Here is a 17,394-nt window from a genome sequence, read left to right on the forward strand (position 1 = left end):
TAAACACCTGACGGCCGCGAAGGGCCCGTTCGACGTCTTGTCAGCCCACTCCGCGTCAGGCGGCGGCGCGTGGTTGCCTTGACTTTGGTGGCGGGTCTGTAGAGTGAAAAGCAATGCAACGCAACTCCATGCCCATGCTTTCGACTATGCAGCTTTCCCTTTTCCCCCACGCAACAATACCCCGCCCCGATGCCAGCGAGCCGGTCCTGCTCCTGATGGCCTGCTCGAGCACAAAGCTCGATCGGGATGCGCGCGCCATCGACCTATACCGGGGCGTGATGTACGAATCGTACCGGGCACACGTGCGCAGCGATGCGGCGCCCCGTGTTTTGATCCTATCCGCGCGCCACGGTTTCCTGCAACCCGACACCAAGATCGCCCCCTACGATGAGCCCATGACGCGGCAACGCGCCGACCAAATGGTGGCCGACTTGTCGCGCTACCTGCGGCCCGCTGCGTGGCCAACCCGTATCGGCAAAGTGATGCTCGCCGGGGGCAAAGAGTATCGGCGCGTCATGCATGCCGCGCTGGCCCGCCAGTACGGTCCCACACTGCCTGCCCTGCAGGAAACCAGTGGTGGCATCGGCATGCAGCGGTCGCAGCTCGGCGCTTTCCTGGACGGCTTGACGTCGGTCTTCCGCCACCGGATCGGCCAGCATGCCAACGGCACACCGCTCTATCGTGGGTACGGATGGATCGAGGCCGGCGCCATCGCCACCCTGCTCTACCGGGCCGCGCCCGCTCTTCCCTCGCGCCAGGCTCGCGTGCTCTCCGTCTTCCAGGGGCCGGGCGGCCCCACCGCCGACGTCGAAGTGGAAGAGTTCGTACGCGGCCGCGCGAAAATCTGCCCGCGTTGGGTCAGCGTCCGGGATCTCCATCCGTCCACCGAGGTGCTGGCATGAGCGATTTTGACCGACAGCTGCATCGGGATGCGGTTGAGCTGTGCCAAACCGGGCCAGCAACGCCCGACAAACTCGTGGCACTGGCCCATGCAGGGCTCAAGGCGTGGGCGAAGGTCGGCAATCTGCAGTTCCCTCCCGAAAGGCGGTATGCACTGCTCCAACAAATCATGCGTTACTGCGCCTGGGAATGCCTGCTGGCGTGCTGCTTCACGCAGGCGGACCGCTTGGAGCGGATCGCGGAGATGCTGGACGCCGCCTACCCTCGCTACGCCTGCACCCGCGCACGACTCGACGCGCGCCGCAACCGCTATGGACGCCCGCGGTTCTGACCACTGACTGGCAGTGTCCCGTCTCACAGTAAATGGACGACAGGCTCCCGAAGAATCAACAAGTTGGACTCCTGTGTCTCAAGATAATTGGGCTGGATTCTCACAGTAAGTGGGCTAATGGTGCGATCTGTCTCACAGTTAATGGGTACACGGAGGCGGCGTCCCGGCCGGTTTGCCACCGGTTGGCACCTATATAGTCCTCCCTCCGCCTTTTACCCAACTTTGAGAATCCAACCCACTAACTGTGAAACAAAACTCAACAACTTTGAGACGTGACACTGGCAGTCATATCCGCCGCGTAGCGGTGGCAGGGGTGTGCGATGGGCCAAATTCAGTATATAACAGCGTGCATGACCCAAATGGACTCCCTCTGGTTGAGCAACCCAACGCAAGCGTACGGGGACTGGCAGGTTCGCGAAGCGGCCGGCGCTGATGGCCGCCCCTTCTCGGCGCGCTCGATCGTCCAGCATCAGGCGATGTTCGAGCATTTTCGTCGGCATCTGCTAGCAAGAGGCACGACCATTGCCTCATTTGGCACAGCCGACGTCGACGCGTTCTGGCAAACCCACAATGGCCGCACATACTCCCAGGCAACCCGCATGCGGTATGTGAAGTTGCTGGACCGGCTGTGCCGACACCTGGTCTTCACCGGCGTACGGCAGGACAACCCAGCCGCTGCCCTGCTTTCAGCTGAACGCTGGCCAGACCAGGAGCCGACGCCTCAGTTCCTGACCGAAGCCGTGGACGCACGGCTGCAGGCGTATCTGCAATCGCCTCCTGACGATCTGGCCAGTTTGCGCAGCCAAGCAATTGTCGCGGCATTCCTCGGTACCGGCATTACCGCGGCGGAAGCGCGCGCAGCCCGCTGTGCGGATCTGTGGCCGGACGCGACGCCACCCTACCTTGTCGTGCGGGCACATGGACTACGAGACGCCCGAACGGTTCACCTGGCCAGCTTCGCGGTACCGCCGCTGCGGGCCTGGAGCACTCGGCGTGCGGCCCTAGCCATCGAGGGCGAGTTGCTTTTCACGCTTACCCCAGAGGGTCTGCCGATCACCGACATGAGCTTCGGCCGAATCGTGTCTGAAATCCTCAACGCGATCGGCGCCACCAACGTCGAAACGAGCCCGCGCACGCTGCGCAATACCTTCTGCCGCCGCCAACTTCTGGCGGGCCAACCACGGGACGAAGTCAGCCAAATGCTCGGACTTGCCAGCAACCGGACCTGCGACCGAATTTTTGCCACCATCCATCAACCAACAATCTAGCGGAACACGCTAGCGCTACAGAGGGACCAACAATGCCGGCACCGTACCAGAGCCATATGGACATCCCGCGGGACACTGTCAAAGCCATCTACCGCAGCGCGATTGATCCGCGGGCTAGTGACGGCGAAGGTGCCGCCTGGTGGGACGCTGTCGCTGCGGAAGTGCTGGCCGTCGCTCGCGCGGAGATGAATAACGCCGCAGCCGCGGCCATCATTGCCTGGTGGCATCATGACTGGAGCCAGGTGAGCGATTCGCCGAAGGCAGCTGCCGCGCGTATACGCCGCGCATCCCGGGCCCTTTCACGGCGAGTCCGCCAGTGAAGTGCGGGGAATTTCCTGCTTGCATAGGCGCCGGGTTTTGCTATTCTTCGCCGGTGCGCTGCAGGTCAGATCCGGCTTGCAGGCGCGCATTTCCAACCAGATACGACCATGGCCACGAAAGCGAAACCTGTAGCAAAGACTGCAACGAAGACCGCAGCTAAGAAGGCTGCCCCGGCCAAAAAGGCCGCTCCTGCCAAAAAGGCTGCCGCTGCCGCCCCGGTAGCCAAGCCGCTGAAGGACACCTTCAACAAGTCCAGCCTGCTGGCACACCTGGTTGCCCAGACCGAGCTGGACAAGAAGACCGTTCAGACCGTGCTGGCTCACCTGGAGAACACCGTGCTGAGCGCGGTCCACAAGAAGGGTGCTGGCGAATTCACCCTGCCGGGTCTCTTCAAGGTGTCGGCCATTCAGGTGCCGGCCACCAAGAAGCGCTTTGGAAAAAACCCCTTCACTGGCCAGGAGCAATGGTTCGCCGCGAAGCCGGCCAGCGTGAAGGTGAAGGTGCGCCCGCTCAAGAAGCTGAAAGACGCTGCCGCTTAATCGCCTAAAAGGCGTAAACGGAAAAGGCCCGACATCGCAAGATGTCGGGCCTTTTCCCATGTAAAGACAACAACTAACATGAAGGATTTCAAGAAGAAGCGGGCCCGCAGCCCGGAGTGTAACGGGCCCTCCCGTCGATGGTTTAGCGAGTAAGCTTTTCGAGAGAGACTCGCGCCATGTCTGGCAAGGCTCGAACGAAGAATACGTCGGCCACGTAGTAGCAGGCGATGAACTCCGCGACTTCATCGATTACCGATTCCGGGTCTTGGTCACCAATCCAGAAGCAAAAGATTGAGTCATTGTCGGATTCCGGTTTTTCGCTTACAGGCAGCGTTCCCGCCATGTGCGTTGGACATGAATCTGCCCATTCCGCTGGGCAGCTTTCCCGGAAGGGAATCAAAGTCAGCGCTGGCGCATAGGGTACTTTGAGCCGTGCTCTTGGCGTCGATCGCTGCTTAGACGACCGACCATCGCCCGGGCCGGCATGTTGTTGTCCGGAATCCCCAGATGCTGTCTGGTCACTGGCGCTATGGGCCGCTGAGAGCGCGCCAGAGAGACTCTTATTAATCATGATTGGTTCGAAATAGAAATCGCCCTCGCCCCATTTGGGGCACCGGGCACGATTGAGGCAGGATTTTAGGCGCGTACTGCAGCGCTAGCGCTACGAAATCGATGACAGCGTCTGCCTCGTCTGGGAGGCGAAGAATTCCCGCTCGTAACCACCGACCCGCAATACCTCGCTAGCCAGTTGGCTGAAGCCGGCGCGCGCCCTCCGCAGGGCCGCCAGAGCCCATCGAACTCCGAGTCATGCAGCCCGATATTGACAATCGGGTTCATTGACGCTCCTTCAGTGTCAGCCAGCAGCAACCTGCGGATGCAGTCTGCGAAGCTCCTTCGGGTTGGTGTTGATGTATGTGCGCATCCCGTCCAGCTCGATCACGAGGTGGTGGTCAAGACAGGCGGCATACGACGATACCTCGACCTCCTTGGCCGACTCAAAGGCGGCCAGGACCCTCGCACGGTCAACGTCTGCACCCACCCATGCAAACACGCGGATGAATGTATGTACCTTCTTGCCGCGAGGCAGCAACTTTGCGGCGTGTTCCGCCGAAATCATGATTTTTGTCATAGTGTGAGATGTAGATTGCAGGCCAGCACCTGCACGATTGAACGAGAAATTCGCTTCGCGCTTTACGTGAATGTCACCACGGCCGTCAGACCGGATCGTGGATCGAGTCGGACAGACTGGCCAGGGTTCAAGCTTTGGAATCCGCTCCATGACCTCATAGGCGGGCACGCATGAGCCCGGCTGCTTGCCGTCCATGTCATCGATGCTGGGCCCCATGATGGCGATTACGAGCATCACACTCATGAAGTCGCTTCACCGGTTGTTGGCCGGGCCTTCTATAGGAAGCAATAAACCCTCGATGAGCGAGGGCGGCATGTGCGTGCATGGCTCACAGCCAGCCCGGACGAACAAGTTTCATGAGCTTTCGCGTGTTGCGTAGGGCCCGCACGCGAAGCACGATACACAACGCTGCCATGGCTGCATCAGCGCCGAAGCAACACAGCAACTGCCAATGGAGAAGGGCCGCATCGGGAGTCGTGACGCGAAAGTACAGCGCCAGCGACAGCATCGCCACCACAGCAAGGACAGCAGTGCCAGTAACGCGAGAGTGGATAAACATGGACAGGCTCCGGAAATGGACGGAGCCTTGCCCATAGGGAAGGCCCCTATGGGTGAAAGAAATTTGCTGACTGGTGCCAGCGAGGTCGATGCGTCGATGACGCGGGTAGTAGTCAGATTCTAGCGAGAAGCGCACGCGGCGACAATCCGCCGTCGAGGAGGCCTACACTCATTTGTCGTCCGAAGACGCGAGCATGGCGACCTCACAGAGGACATAGCGCGAGAACATCGCGTCGAAGTCCTCTTTCTGCTTGCCTGAGAAAAAGACACCGGCCACGTCGCCGTGGTCGATCTTCAGGCGCAGCTGCACCGCCAGACAGGCTGCATGCAGGGCATCCTCCACCAGCCCCGAAATGAGCATGCTTACCTTTTCCATCCCGCTCGCCAGCCAAGTATCCAGTGCCTGCTGGACCTGGTTTGCCGCCTCGCAAAACGCTTCAGCATCGCTTTCGGTGACGCGGGGAAAGAGGCGCGGTAGGTCGCCATCGTCCGCACACAGTCCCCCGAATTCGTTGGCGTCGACGTAGTCGTGAAGCGCGCTGAAGGTCTTTACTGTCGGCGGTATGCGGCCCGAAGCGATCTCCTGTCGGATTTGAGCCTTTCCCAATTCGATCGCGTTGGCGACGAACTCCTCCTGCTCCGCGGTCAGCTTCATTGTCGTTGCATTCATGGTGTCATCTCGGAAGTCATAGAAAAAAGGCCCGCACCCCTTTCGGGAATGCGGGCATGATCAGAAAGGAACGGAGTCGCGGCGCTACAGAGCCGCGAGCGCCACGACGTCGATGACGGCATCGGCTTCATCCACGAGATCGGGCGTCTGGCTGATGAAGAATTCCCGCTCGTAGCCGCCAAGCCGGAGCACCTCGCGCTTCATCTGCATGAAGGCACGTTTGCGCTCCGGATCGAGCGGCCCGTCCGCTTCGTCGGTGAACAGGGTCTGGAACGGCTGCTGCGTGTCTTGCGCCCGGTACAGGGCGATTCCACGCGTCAGGCATTCGTTGATCCACACCTTCTGGCCGCCACTCAGCACCGAGAAATCCTTCGTCGTGCCGTTGTCCGCGTCAAGAACGCTGATGGCGAAGCCCTCCCGGGCGTCACCATTGGCCAGCTTCGTCTGGGTCTGGATGGCGACCGTGAAGCGCCTTCCGTAGCACGCCAGCAGCAGGTCATTGACCATCGCGGTGATGGCAGGGCCCGCGTCGTCGATCGACAGGGCAATGACGCCATCGTTGCCGAGACCCTTGGCAAGCAGCTTCCATTGGGCAATCTCGTCGGACAGGCGCTGGACCCGTGATTCCAGACCGTCCAGCCCGGCAAGCTCCCGCTCGATCAGACTGCGCTCGGTGGCCAAGGCGCTTTGCCGGCGGATCAGCGATTCGATCCGGCCGTCCAATGCACTGACCGCCTCGCGGCTGGCTGCAAGCCGACGATCGAGATCGGCAACGAGGCCCGTCACGTCCGTCACAGCCAGGCTGTCGCGCTCGCGCTGCAGGCTCGCCAGTTGCGTGTCCACGTCACGGATATCACGGTCGAGCCGCGCCTTCCGTTCGGTGTCCTCCGCGTCCAGGGTCACGAGATCGCGTTGCGCCAAGTCCAATGCGGCCGCCGAAGCATCGAGCAGAGGCTTCTTCGCTGCAAGCCCCGTGAGGCGCTGCAGATCTGAATTGCCCTGCTCGACTTCCTGCCGCAGCGCTGCAACGGCGCGGCGCACCTCATTGAGCCGCGCCAGCGCTTGGCCCAACTGCTGCAAGGCTTCCTGCTTTGCCTTGTAGCTGGTACGCAGGTTCGCCACTTCGATGACCTGTGGCTCGAGCTTGCCCTTGGCTTCGCGCGCTTGGGCCAGCAACGGACAACGCGCGTGCATGTCATGGCCAGCGCACGGCACCTGGTCCATCACTTCCGTCTGGGCCTTTAGCGTCTTGACCAACTGCGCCGCCACCGAGCCGCGGGATTCCATCCCCCTTAGCTCACTGGCGATCGCCGCGTGCTGGCCGGCAACGGGCTCCAGATCGGCAAGCTCCTTCTGCAGGCGGTCGAGTTCGCCGCGATGGCGGCCGAGAGCCAGCTGCGCTTCGTCACGCTGATGGGCTGCCGCCTTGATGGCTTCAGCCTGTGCAAGCGTGGACCGGTGCTCCGCAGCAAGGCGTTGCAGATCCTGCCGCCGCGCCGAAGCCTTCGACGCCGCAGCACGGGCGTCGCCGGCCAGCTGCTGCCGGCGGCCCGTCAGTTCACGATGGCGCTGGTCCAGCTCGCGCAAGCGTGCTTCGGTTCCGGCAGAAGCGGCCTGCTTGGCCGCCAGCGTCGCACGCTCCTGCTCCAGCTTGCTGCCGCTGGTGAGCAGTTCTGCGCGGCGGGCGCGCTCGGCGTCGAGTCCTTCGTCAATCTGGCAAATCTCCTGGGCGATCGCGTTCACGGTGTCGCGCTTGCCGGACAGCACAAGCACGTCCCGCTGCACCGTCTCCAAAGCCCGGTTCAACGCCTTGGCGACGTCGCCTGCCTTGGCCGACAACTCGCGCAGGTGGTCGATCCCGAGCAGCTCGGCGAGCAGCTTCTTGATCTCGGCAGGCTGATAGGTGGTAAGCGGCCGACGATTCTGGGCAGAGAAGACGCTCGTGAAGAATGCCTCGGCCGAACCCAGCACCGCCTCGAGGCAGAGACCATAGGTCTCCGCCTTGCCATCGGACAACGTTCCGTCGGCCAACTGCACCGGCTTCCAGTCGCCACCCACCTTCTCGAACAAGTAGTACTCCGCCTTGCGGCTCTTGCCCGGGTTACGGAATGCGAATGCCGACCGGTAGATCTTGCCGCCATGTTCCCATTCGAGATCCTTCTCTCCGCGCGGGGCGCACAGGTGGTCCCAGTACGAAAACGCGTCGGCCGACATCTTGGCCGCGTGGCTGGGCATGATCGGATACGGATGCAGGTTGTCCATGATCGTCGTCTTGCCGGCACCGTTCGGGCCGACAATGGCGATCAGCCCAGCGGGCAAGGAAGAGAGGTCGACGGTAATGCTGTCCCGTTGCATGCCGTCACGGATCCCGTGGAATCCTGCGAGGGTCAGCTTCAGTGGGCGCATTCGGACACCTCCATGCCGGTAAAGGAGTGGAGGTAGTCCGGCGGCACTTCCATCACGTCATCATCCAGCAACGGCATGTCTGCCGTCATGGATTGTTGGGCGGTGGGTGCGTCATGCGCGGGGTTGCCCGCGATCGCGCGCTCGACCGAGCGGCGTGCGGCCGCGAACTGCGCTGCGGCCATCGTCATGAGAGCATTCCAGTCCCCCTCGCCGGTCAGGGCGCGGAGTTCCAGCTCGCTCCACTGGGAAGCCAGGCCATGCGAGAACGACCAGATGAGGTCCTGCAGTTCCTTGGATGGCGCCACGGCATAGAAGGTGTTACCACCGGCCTCGCCCAGCGCCATCACCAGCATGTGGTCATGCTTGGCAATGACCGCGCCCCGGCCTGCGCCAAATGGCTCGTACAGCGTGCATGGGGTGAATCCATGCTGATCGGTCAGGCGCTTGGCCATCTCCGAACGATTGATAGACGTCTCGTCGACGAACAGCCACTGCGGGCCGGCGTGGTACAGGACCATGTTGCACTCCTCAGGATAGGACGGAGTGCGCCCCGGACGGGAAGCACCCGTCAGGGACAATGGAAAGAAATGGATACTGCTGGGTCGATGCGTCCAGGACGCGGGGTGAAACCGGGTTTCGACTGCCACAAAGGCAGTCGGAACATGGCTTGCATGCTCAAGGTGTTGGCGTATTGCTACGCAAAAAGGTCGTCGGTCAGCCACTCCATCTGCGGCGCTGCTGGAGGGGTCAAGCCCAGTGGTTCGGCACGCGTAGTTGGTACATCATCGACGGGCGTCGCGAACGGGCTGGCTCCGGATGGGAAATCCTCCGACCAGGCGGGCGATTCCGCGGGTTCCGGCGCCGGCATGCCGCGCAACTGCTCAAGCACGCCGTCAGCAATCGACTGCGCGTCAAGCGATTCCAGTAGCGCCAGCCGTTCCGCGAGAGGGCCTGTTGCAACACCGGTCAGTTCCCCCCACCGCGAAAGCTTCTCGAGTAGGCTTGCCGCACGGCTGATGCCTTCGGCACGGCTGCGCACGGCGGGCAGGACGCGGGCTTCGATCTTCAGCTCCGCGCTCTTGCCGAACAACGCCATGATGGCGTCGCGGTCGACCAGCTGCCGATGCTCTTCGTTCACCGTCCAGCGCACGCGCACGAACTTGTCGGCAGCCTCGGCCGCAACGGCAGCCAATGCGTCCATGTCCGGCGGGCCATCGAAGTCCACGCAGACCGTCTCGCGCGCGGGCGTCTCCACCAGCTGCGCGGTCGCCCGGCCCGGAACGATGTCCCATTGCAGGTATCCTTTGGCGCCGATCTCGCCGTAGTGGAAGCGTCCGATGGAGCCTGGATAGGCAACCACCCTGCCCTCCCGCTCCCATTGCTGGGCACGGTGGATGTGGCCGAGTAGGAAGCCATCGCACTCGGCCTCGAACAGGGCTCCGATCCTGAACTCATGATCGAAGCCTGCCATGGGCACGCCGTGCTCGGTCTGGCAGCCATTGACCGTGCCGTGCGAGACGCCGACCGTGGCGATTCCCCGACTGCGCAAGCGAGCGTTCATCGTGCCCGCCGCCACCAGGTAGCTGGCCAGGTGGTCACCCACCGCGGTTGCCGCATTGGCCACGCCAGCGGCCGCAGCCAGCACCGCCTTGTTGACAGTCGGCACGCAGGTGAAGACAACCTTGGGCATGCCGTGTTGGGCCAGCAGGGCGTCAAACTCCGCGTCGGTGAAGATGGGACCACCAGACGGGTGAAACGCGCCGTCACACACCGCCACCTGGTGGATGCGATCAGCGACGTACACCGGATACTGCGCACCGATGAGCCTGAACACGTCCAGCGTGCCGGGCGGTTCGTGGCTAAATGTCCCTTGTAGCATCAAAACCGGGCAGTAGCCCGAGAGCCGATGGATGCGCCGCGCGAGCGATCCAAACGCCGGCGTGTGCGCATCGAGTCCGTGGTCCGTCGAATCGCCGGACACGACGGCCACGTGGCAGCCGGAGACGATGGCATTTTCAACTGCGAATCCGAAACACCGGTCGGCCTCGGCGAGGTTGCCGGGCGAGTAATGCAGGTCAGAGAAGTGGGCAAGCCACAAGGGTTCGCTCTCGTTGAGCATCATGCTACCTCCAAACGAAATGTGCCGGCGAAGTGCGGCAGGAAAAAGAAAAGGGAAGCCCAATGGGCTTCCCTGCGAACGCCGGCACGAGGCTGGCAGGTTACGGAAGGACGTCCGCGGCGATGGCGGCCACCTGTTCACGGAACGCGAGCGGATTGACCAGCGCCGTACGCAGCTCTATCACGAACTGCCGCACGTCCTGCGGACGCTTGGACCAGCCGCGCCCGAAGGTGGCCGCAGCAAAAGCCTTGAGCTGCGTTGCCCCTTCATCGCTGTCCAACGCCAGGCGGGCAACGAGGTCTCGGTACTGGCTCTCGAGATCGTCGTCCTCGTGCGGTGGCTCCGCACCTGCGCTGTGCACAGGCAGGGTATTTCCGTCGCCAGTGTCCGGGTCGTGGGCGAGGTCGGCAACATCTGCACCAACACTCTGGTCCCCTTCCAAGGCGTAGGCGGCCTGATTGGCCAGTTCCAGAGCAGGCACCGGGCGGTCGGAACCGTCCAGCAGCGCGGCAATGTCGATTTCTGCGTCAAGCGTGATGAGCCATTGCATCTGGCGCACCGGCTTGCCGCCGTCATCGATACGGCTGATCTCGACTTCCTGCTTGGACATCCAGAACTTGACGCCCACCAGCCTGCCACGGGCCATCGCAACAGTCTGCATGGCGGCGTGAGCCTTTTGCAGGACGTAAATCGAGGTCGTGGGCATTTCGATGAGACCAAGGCCCGTTGCGCACGGCACGGCGAAATAGAAACTGGCCGAGAGGTTGCAATGTCCGCCCTGGTACTGCGGGCATTCCTGCGGGTCACAAATGCCATCAGGGACATCCTCGTCCTGACGCAGGATGATGGTGCGGCCGCCCCACATGCGCTTGGCGCGGTTGGCGCGGGCGTCACGCACAGGTGGCGCGTACATCTTGCAGTAGCGCCTACCGTCGGAGCCATACTCGGAGAAGTACTGTCGACCGCTGTGCGTCCATGCCACGAGCTGGTTGGGCATGTTGCTCAGCCAGTCGTCGAACGCGAACACCACGGGAAAGCGCCAGAGGCGATGTCCATTGCCGTCGTTGCGGTCCTCGCCGTAGCGCCGCACGATGTCCTCGGCCAGCGCCGGGTTGGCGAAGTCAGAGGCACGGCAGGTGAACCACGGAACGTTCTTCGGCACCATCGGCATCTTGATGCCGGTCGCCCGGGTGATCTCGGCCGCAATACGCTCGAAGCTCTCGCCTCGAGCCAGGCCGGCATCGTGGATCCGCACGGCTTCGGGCTTCTCGCGCGCGGCCTTGGTCAGGACCTTGATGCCGGGCCGGATCTTGCCGATGATCGGCGGCCGCATGGGCCGCTCTTCTAGCAGGCTTCGGCGTCCGCCGGGCTCGCTGTAGGTGATGGGTGCATGCATTCGTCCATTCTCCTTTTCTGAAGGAACTGAACGACCTGCGCCCGGATGGACACAGCATGCTCCCGAAGGCGCAGGGCTGTGTCGGCCCCGCGCTGGGTCGTTACGCGATTGAGGAAATCCGCTCGCGCGGTTTCCGAAAGACTGGCGACATGAGCCGCCTCACAAAGTGCGCGCCAGGCGTGCGGCATGTCCTTGTACTGCGGACGGCGCAGGTCCAGCGTTGCCGCGATGGCGGCGGAAATCTCGGCGTTCTGGTGCATGAGCGTCTCCTGAAGATCGAGGTCTCTCACCAGAAACAAAAAAAGGTTCATCGAGGAATTCCGGGGAAGGCTGCGCGGATTTTGAGGAAGAAGTATTCCTCGTCGCGATAGCCGTACGCGCGGCGCTTGATGACCTTGATGGTGTTGTTGATGCCTTCGACCACGCTGGTGTTCAATGGGTGGCGGCAGCGGGCCAAGATGCCATGCCAGTAGCCTTGCAGGCGCTTCGCAAACAACTCCAGGGCAGGTATTCGGCTCTGCCGAGCCTGCTCGCACCATTGCTCCCAAGCTTTTTGCGCCCACGCCGGGCGGCGGTAGAACCATAGCCGCTTTAGCTCGTCGCGCAACAGATAGACTGTCAGCAATGGCCGGTTCGCCTCCAGGACCTCATCCAGATGAACCGCCTGGGGGACGCTCAAGTTCTCCCGATTCCGCAGCAGTAGCCAGCGTGTGGACTTGAGCACCCGTCTGGCCGGCCGATCGTGCCGCAGCTGATTGGCCTGATCCACCCGTACTCGGTCGATGACCTCACGCCCGTACTTAGCTACCACGTGGAACAGGTCGAAGACCACCTCTGCTTGCGGGCAATGCGCCCGGATCTCCAACTCATACGCGGTCGTCATGTCGATGGCGACGGCCTCGATGCGCTGCGCAACGCCGGCGGGGAGCTGCTCAAAGAAGGCTCGGGCGGTCTCGCGTGAGCGCCCCTGTCCGATCCAGAGCACCTGCCGCCCAATGGGGTCGACTACCACCGTGGCATATCGATGCCCCTTGTGTAGCGCGAACTCATCCATGGCCAGGTAGCGGATATTGGACCAGTCCGGCTCGGCCACTGCCTCACGCAAGCGAGCCTTATCGATCGATTTAACTGTGTGCCAGCCCAGATCGTAGAAGGCCGCCACCGCCTGCACCGTACAGTGGCGCAACAAGTGGCCGCAAGCCTGGGCCAAGCGGGCCGTCACGCGTTGGTAGCGCCCAAGCCATTCCAGCCGCTCCAGCCTCGGACCGCCGCAACGGTCGCACCAAACGCGCCGGCGCGGCACGTGCAGTACGACCCGATACTCGAACAGCGGAAGGTCCCGGACTCGCCTGACCACTGTCTCATGCACCTGATGGCAGCGCGCGCCACACTCCTCGCAATGCATGACCTTGCTGACCGGCTTCAAGTACAACGACAGCGTACGGCTCTCTCCCTCCGGCCATTCCACGCGCTCCAGCCGGTAGCCCTTCCAGCAACCCAGTGCTTGCAGCGTCTTGCGATCCAGCACACATCCCCCTGATACCTGAAGAAACAGACATCAGCATACAAAATGTGCTCTTTCGGGCCACGGTTTTCTGCGAAGAACCCAAAAAAAGCCCGCCCCGGTTTGCGCCGGTGAGCGAGCTTTGATTTTCAGACCTGCAATGCCACGCCCCTTCCGGGGGCGTGGCACTCAGGGAGCGGCGCACAAATGCGCGCTGCTCGATGCTGAGGACGTAAAGTCGTCCTCGTGCAGCATGGTCACGCTGCACCACAACCCATTTCGCGAACCCACAGGTTCGGCCGCAGGTTCACGGATCGGCTCGACGTCTGCCGTTCTGCCTGGGAGGGGCCTTTGAGAGAGAGCTCCACATGGTCCCGGGCTCGAACGGTGTCCATCGCGTGCACTCACGAGGAGGCAGAACGAGAACGCGTATTACGAGCTGATGAGGGAAGTGTTCGGCGAAAACACTTAGCACAAGGAATATCCACACTGGTAGCCAACCAGTCGGCGCGTGCGCAAATGCACGACTTGAAGCAGAAGATGGACTCGCCAGGAGTCAGGGTCGATGCGTCAGTGACGCGAGGTGTGAAAGCATTGTGGCACAGAATACTCCGGGCAAAGAATACGAAAGCTCGGCTATTTGGCATATGTTTCAAAGTCATTCGGTGTCCGAATGTGCTCGACAATTTCAACCTGAGAGAGCGACCTGAAAACATGGAAAAATGGCCGACCAGGATCCACCCAAGAAACCCGCCAGTGGGCTCAGGCCCATTGAGCGCCATAACAGTGAAGAGCGCCTAAGCCGGCTCACGCCGACGACAGCCTCCTCCACCCTCCACGCCTACTACTCGAAGTTCGCGCGCGACTTCCTCGACGCACATTTTTACTATTGCTCGGCCAAATTTGTCGTGGCTCGAGACGGGAAAGTCAAAGCGCTGGATGAAGCCTTTCGCGCCGCGGAAGAGTGGTACGGCAGCGCCCTCGGTTGGCTTGCGAAGACCGACCAGGTCGAGATTCCCTTGTTCCACGAAGAGAAGGAGGTCAAGGTTTCCCATTCCTTCGCCGGCCGGCTCCTCAGATTGCTGATGCAATTCGACCGGATCTTCGTGGAAACGCTCTACAGCCAGGAATTCGGGTCCATTTCTCCGGACGAACGCACCACGACGATCCAGATCGCCTCACGACGCATTAATGCGATTCACCAACTCTGCATCCCGGATACCGACAGGTTCGAAGCCAACGGGACACTGATTTCCTCTCACCGGAGCCTTCCCGATGGACATGCGTGACATCGAGCAGTTGCATGCTCATTACGCCCAACCGCCTCTCACTATCGACATCTCGCCAGCAGGTGCGCCAGTGGCGCACTTTGGCTACGCCGGGGTGTCTTCCACATCGGCTGCCGCCCCGGCATCCAGCCAGTTCGCCGCATTGCGACGCAATCAGCGGCTACTGTGGGGCATCGCCTTCGTGGCTGCTGCTGCGGCCATGTTTGCCATCGGCTCATCGATCGGGAAGCGAGAAATGCGCGCGTCCAGCGATCGTGACCAACCGGTTCAGGCAGCTTCCGAAACCTCTGCGCGTGCGACTGCCGAAACCAGTGATCATGAATGGCCGCGAAAGCGTGACGCCGTTTCTGATTCCGAGGCGACCAAGTCGACTGTCGCGCCATCGCCAGCCGGGGCTGTGGATGGACCCGCGTCTGGGCCCTCCGCCACCGCGCAGCCGGTACAGCCTAAGCTGGAGCGTACCCAGGCAGAACAGCCGAAGGCGGAGGCCGTGAAGCGACCCGCCCCCGCCTCCCCGCCTGCGGCCGCGACCACCCTTCCCAGAACCGCGACGGTTGTGGCGACTGCCAAGACGGTACCGCAACCGCCATCCGGCGCGCAGACACGGAATTCTGCGACGCAGCAGACAAGCTCCCCTACCGACATCAAGATGTTCTGACCCATGGATAATCCTCCAATTTTCAGCCTGCTCCGTGCGGGGATGAGCGTTCACGGTGACCTTGTCTCGGATCATGGCTTCACCTGCCTGGCGCTGGTCACCGGCAATGTTGGCGCCTCCCGTGGGCTGCTCCATATCGCGGCGGGCGGCGTGGTGCATGGCAACGTCGACGGCGAGCATGTCATTGTTGACGGCGTGGTCGAAGGCGATGTCGTTGGGCGCGCCTCGCTGCTGATCAATGGACGCGTGAAGGGTCGGATCTTGTATGCCGGCACCATCCGGTTGGGCCCGAATGCCGCCCTGGATGGCACCATTGCCCGCATCCAGTCGGTCGGCTACGTCCCCCCACACAAGGAGGGTGTAGCGATCGACAGCCCAGCAACCGAGGCGCAGATTCCCACGCCTTGCTGAGGAACATGTTCCTTCCATAGACACCGAAAGCACCCTTCCGCACCCCCTCTTTCAAACACAAACGCCCGGCATTGCCGGGCGTTTGTCTTCAGTAAACCCGTCTCAGGGTCATCAGCTCTGCCTGCGTGAAGACACCAGGGAAAGCCACCCACGGATAGTTCACAGCGTTCGCTGGGTCTCGGAATGACACATAGGGAAAGTCGTTTTCCAACTGCACCCGGAAGAGGCGCCGGCGTCCGTCCTTGCCCCGCACTTCGAACACGGCTCCATGCATTAGTTCGAAGACAACACGTTTCTGCTTGAGCGTCACCGCGGCCGCGGGGCCCTGCAGATATCGCTGGTCCAGCCAGGCGTCATACCCCATCGGCACTGCATGCCGCCTGACATGAGCCTGCCATTCGAAAAAGAGTACGAGAATTCTGTCCTTCGGAAAGCTTGCCACATCGATGGCCTGTCGCAGCATAAGTCGCTCCGCGACGTGTTGCCCTTCAGCCCTGATCGTGTTGCGGCAGGCGTGGCGGCCTTGAAACGCAGGCGTTTGCGAGGTCCGGAACAACCAGCGGGGGTATCGAGAATAGAAATCAATCAGAATCATGAGCAACGAGCGAAAAAAAAACCCGGACTGTGCCGGGGCTTTGGAGACCAAAAACGACTACTTCCATGCCAAGCATCGGCATCGAACGTAGTTCGCTTGAGGGCTGGTCAATGGGATGAACTTCTGAATGCCGCAGGAGCTTTTCAAGCAACGAGTTCGAGCGCTGCGTCCCAGGCCCGCTGCTTGAGTACCGCGCCGGCACCGAACCACGCCGAATCCAGCCGATTGCCCGGATTGCGCGCACGCTGGCGGTGATCGACATACTCTGTGACGCTGTTCACCAGTCCCCAGGCAGTGCCGGCCGCCGATTCCAGTGTGGCGCCGCGGCCGTTGCCCTCGAAGAGATTGAGCACCGCCTTCAGGCCGCGCTCGTTCACCTTGGTAGGACCCTCGGATTCCGGTGTCGCCCACGAGTACGTGAACAAACGCTGGAAGAAGCGTTCCGATTCCGCCTGGCTCACCTTGCGGGCGGCCAACTCCTGCATGCGGACCATGAAACCATCCCACGACGAGATGGCGATGCCCAGCTCTTCCTTGACGGCGCGCGGGTCGAACTGGCTGCGGTGCGGCACCTTGACTGCGCCGCGATTGCGACCAAGCGCGATCTGCAGGGTGTTGTTGCAGACGACCCGCACGGACGTGAACTGCGCGGTGGTGGCCAGCGTGCCATCACATGCGGTGGCCAACAGCAGATAGCCCCGGACCTCGTCGACGCCGGCGATACTGGTCGATTGCCCCGTGCGCGCAAGCGCCCAGAGCTTGCGACCTTCCTTGAGCACACCAGCGGTTTCCAGCTGGTAACCGCCGACTTCGGTCAGATCGCGGTAAAACTCCAAGATCTCCGCGGGTTGAACGACCTGATAGCGCTTCGACACCGTCGAGAGCGGCTTCTTGGTATCCGAGCGGAACAGCACTTTCTGCTCGGGAAACGAGTGAATCGGATCAAGATCGTGGGAGCCGATGCGATACATCACATCGGTTTCCTCGATTCGCCAGTTCATGCCAGCGGCTTCGGCCCAGGCTTCGAGCGGCTGATTGCGTTCCAGCTGGTTGCCAAGGCCGTGCCACGGGGTGGCGCCAACGTAAGCCATGGTTTGCACGAGATGAGACATGGATTGCTCCTAGAAATGGGATAGCGCGAACACGGCAATAAGCCGGTCGCAGGACGGAAATGGAAATGTTCAGAAACCGCGACGAGCGATGCAGCAGCTCGCGCGTGGACTGGCGTGGCAGTTGACCGTGGCCGCGGGCAGCGGTCTCGGACGACGCGCCACAACGGGCTACGGCAAGTGTTGAAGGT

General features: G+C 62.1%; 18 protein-coding genes. 7 read left to right on the forward strand and 11 right to left on the reverse strand.

The window, feature by feature from the left end:
* Positions 1-113: 113 nt before the first annotated feature.
* The 4 genes from CBM2586_RS29720 to CBM2586_RS29735 all read left to right on the forward strand — a co-directional run bounded on the left by CBM2586_RS29720 (position 114) and on the right by CBM2586_RS29735 (position 3,359).
* Positions 114-902: a DUF6884 domain-containing protein gene (locus CBM2586_RS29720; protein ID WP_240074692.1), complete on the forward strand. Its 789-nt coding sequence runs from the start codon at positions 114-116 to the stop codon at positions 900-902.
* Positions 899-1,231, forward strand: a complete 333-nt coding sequence (locus CBM2586_RS29725; RefSeq protein WP_012354509.1) for a hypothetical protein — start codon at positions 899-901, stop codon at positions 1,229-1,231. The genes CBM2586_RS29720 and CBM2586_RS29725 overlap by 4 nt, the downstream gene beginning before the upstream one ends.
* 320 nt (positions 1,232-1,551) lie before the next feature.
* Complete coding sequence (locus tag CBM2586_RS29730; protein WP_012354510.1) at positions 1,552-2,499, forward strand: tyrosine-type recombinase/integrase; 948 nt, start codon at positions 1,552-1,554, stop codon at positions 2,497-2,499.
* A gap of 428 nt (positions 2,500-2,927) precedes the next feature.
* Positions 2,928-3,359 carry an HU family DNA-binding protein gene (locus tag CBM2586_RS29735; RefSeq protein ID WP_012354512.1) on the forward strand — a complete coding sequence of 144 codons (432 nt, stop codon included), beginning with the start codon at positions 2,928-2,930 and terminating at the stop codon, positions 3,357-3,359.
* An 853-nt stretch (positions 3,360-4,212) separates the two neighbouring features.
* Here the strand turns inward: CBM2586_RS29735 and CBM2586_RS32295 are convergent.
* The 9 genes from CBM2586_RS32295 to CBM2586_RS29780 form a co-directional block, all read right to left on the reverse strand.
* A complete protein-coding gene (locus CBM2586_RS32295) occupies positions 4,213-4,731 on the reverse strand; it encodes a hypothetical protein (protein ID WP_012354514.1) in 519 nt (172 codons plus the stop codon).
* Between the two features lie 85 nt (positions 4,732-4,816).
* Positions 4,817-5,047, reverse strand: coding sequence for a hypothetical protein (locus tag CBM2586_RS29745; protein ID WP_012354515.1), 231 nt, complete (start codon positions 5,045-5,047; stop codon positions 4,817-4,819).
* Positions 5,048-5,215: 168 nt separating this feature from the next.
* Complete coding sequence (locus tag CBM2586_RS29750) at positions 5,216-5,716, reverse strand: hypothetical protein (RefSeq protein WP_240074693.1); 501 nt, start codon at positions 5,714-5,716, stop codon at positions 5,216-5,218.
* Between the two features lie 84 nt (positions 5,717-5,800).
* On the reverse strand, positions 5,801-8,122 hold the full coding sequence (locus CBM2586_RS29755; protein WP_012354517.1) for an AAA family ATPase: 2,322 nt from the start codon (positions 8,120-8,122) through the stop codon (positions 5,801-5,803).
* Complete coding sequence (locus tag CBM2586_RS29760; protein WP_012354518.1) at positions 8,110-8,640, reverse strand: hypothetical protein; 531 nt, start codon at positions 8,638-8,640, stop codon at positions 8,110-8,112. The genes CBM2586_RS29755 and CBM2586_RS29760 overlap by 13 nt, the downstream gene beginning before the upstream one ends.
* 176 nt (positions 8,641-8,816) lie before the next feature.
* On the reverse strand, positions 8,817-10,244 hold the full coding sequence (locus CBM2586_RS29765; RefSeq protein WP_012354519.1) for a metallophosphoesterase family protein: 1,428 nt from the start codon (positions 10,242-10,244) through the stop codon (positions 8,817-8,819).
* 97 nt (positions 10,245-10,341) lie between these two features.
* Positions 10,342-11,637, reverse strand: a complete 1,296-nt coding sequence (locus tag CBM2586_RS29770; RefSeq protein ID WP_018003801.1) for a hypothetical protein — start codon at positions 11,635-11,637, stop codon at positions 10,342-10,344.
* Positions 11,586-11,948: a DUF7696 family protein gene (locus tag CBM2586_RS29775; protein WP_018003800.1), complete on the reverse strand. Its 363-nt coding sequence runs from the start codon at positions 11,946-11,948 to the stop codon at positions 11,586-11,588. Before CBM2586_RS29775 ends, CBM2586_RS29770 begins: the two co-directional genes overlap by 52 nt.
* Positions 11,945-13,165, reverse strand: coding sequence for an ISL3-like element ISRta1 family transposase (locus CBM2586_RS29780; protein ID WP_012353615.1), 1,221 nt, complete (start codon positions 13,163-13,165; stop codon positions 11,945-11,947). The genes CBM2586_RS29775 and CBM2586_RS29780 overlap by 4 nt, the downstream gene beginning before the upstream one ends.
* 698 nt (positions 13,166-13,863) lie before the next feature.
* Between CBM2586_RS29780 and CBM2586_RS29785 the strand changes: the two genes are divergently transcribed.
* Genes CBM2586_RS29785 through CBM2586_RS29795 form a run of 3 tightly spaced genes read left to right on the forward strand, consistent with a single transcriptional unit; the run spans position 13,864 to position 15,499 of the window.
* Positions 13,864-14,430, forward strand: coding sequence for a hypothetical protein (locus tag CBM2586_RS29785; RefSeq protein ID WP_018004031.1), 567 nt, complete (start codon positions 13,864-13,866; stop codon positions 14,428-14,430).
* Positions 14,417-15,088, forward strand: a complete 672-nt coding sequence (locus tag CBM2586_RS29790) for a hypothetical protein (protein WP_145987294.1) — start codon at positions 14,417-14,419, stop codon at positions 15,086-15,088. The genes CBM2586_RS29785 and CBM2586_RS29790 overlap by 14 nt, the downstream gene beginning before the upstream one ends.
* Positions 15,089-15,091: 3 nt before the next feature.
* A complete protein-coding gene (locus CBM2586_RS29795; RefSeq protein ID WP_018004032.1) occupies positions 15,092-15,499 on the forward strand; it encodes a polymer-forming cytoskeletal protein in 408 nt (135 codons plus the stop codon).
* An 88-nt stretch (positions 15,500-15,587) separates the two neighbouring features.
* Here CBM2586_RS29795 and CBM2586_RS29800 read toward each other — a convergent pair whose 3' ends face one another.
* Together CBM2586_RS29800 and CBM2586_RS29805 are read right to left on the reverse strand one after the other, a co-directional pair.
* Complete coding sequence (locus tag CBM2586_RS29800; RefSeq protein WP_026163894.1) at positions 15,588-16,094, reverse strand: hypothetical protein; 507 nt, start codon at positions 16,092-16,094, stop codon at positions 15,588-15,590.
* Between the two features lie 143 nt (positions 16,095-16,237).
* Entirely contained in the window at positions 16,238-17,206 is a 969-nt protein-coding gene (locus CBM2586_RS29805; RefSeq protein WP_025586698.1) for a DUF932 domain-containing protein, read from the reverse strand.
* Positions 17,207-17,394: the final 188 nt, after the last annotated feature.

The organism is Cupriavidus taiwanensis (assembly GCF_900250115.1).
GTDB lineage: Bacteria > Pseudomonadota > Gammaproteobacteria > Burkholderiales > Burkholderiaceae > Cupriavidus > Cupriavidus taiwanensis_B.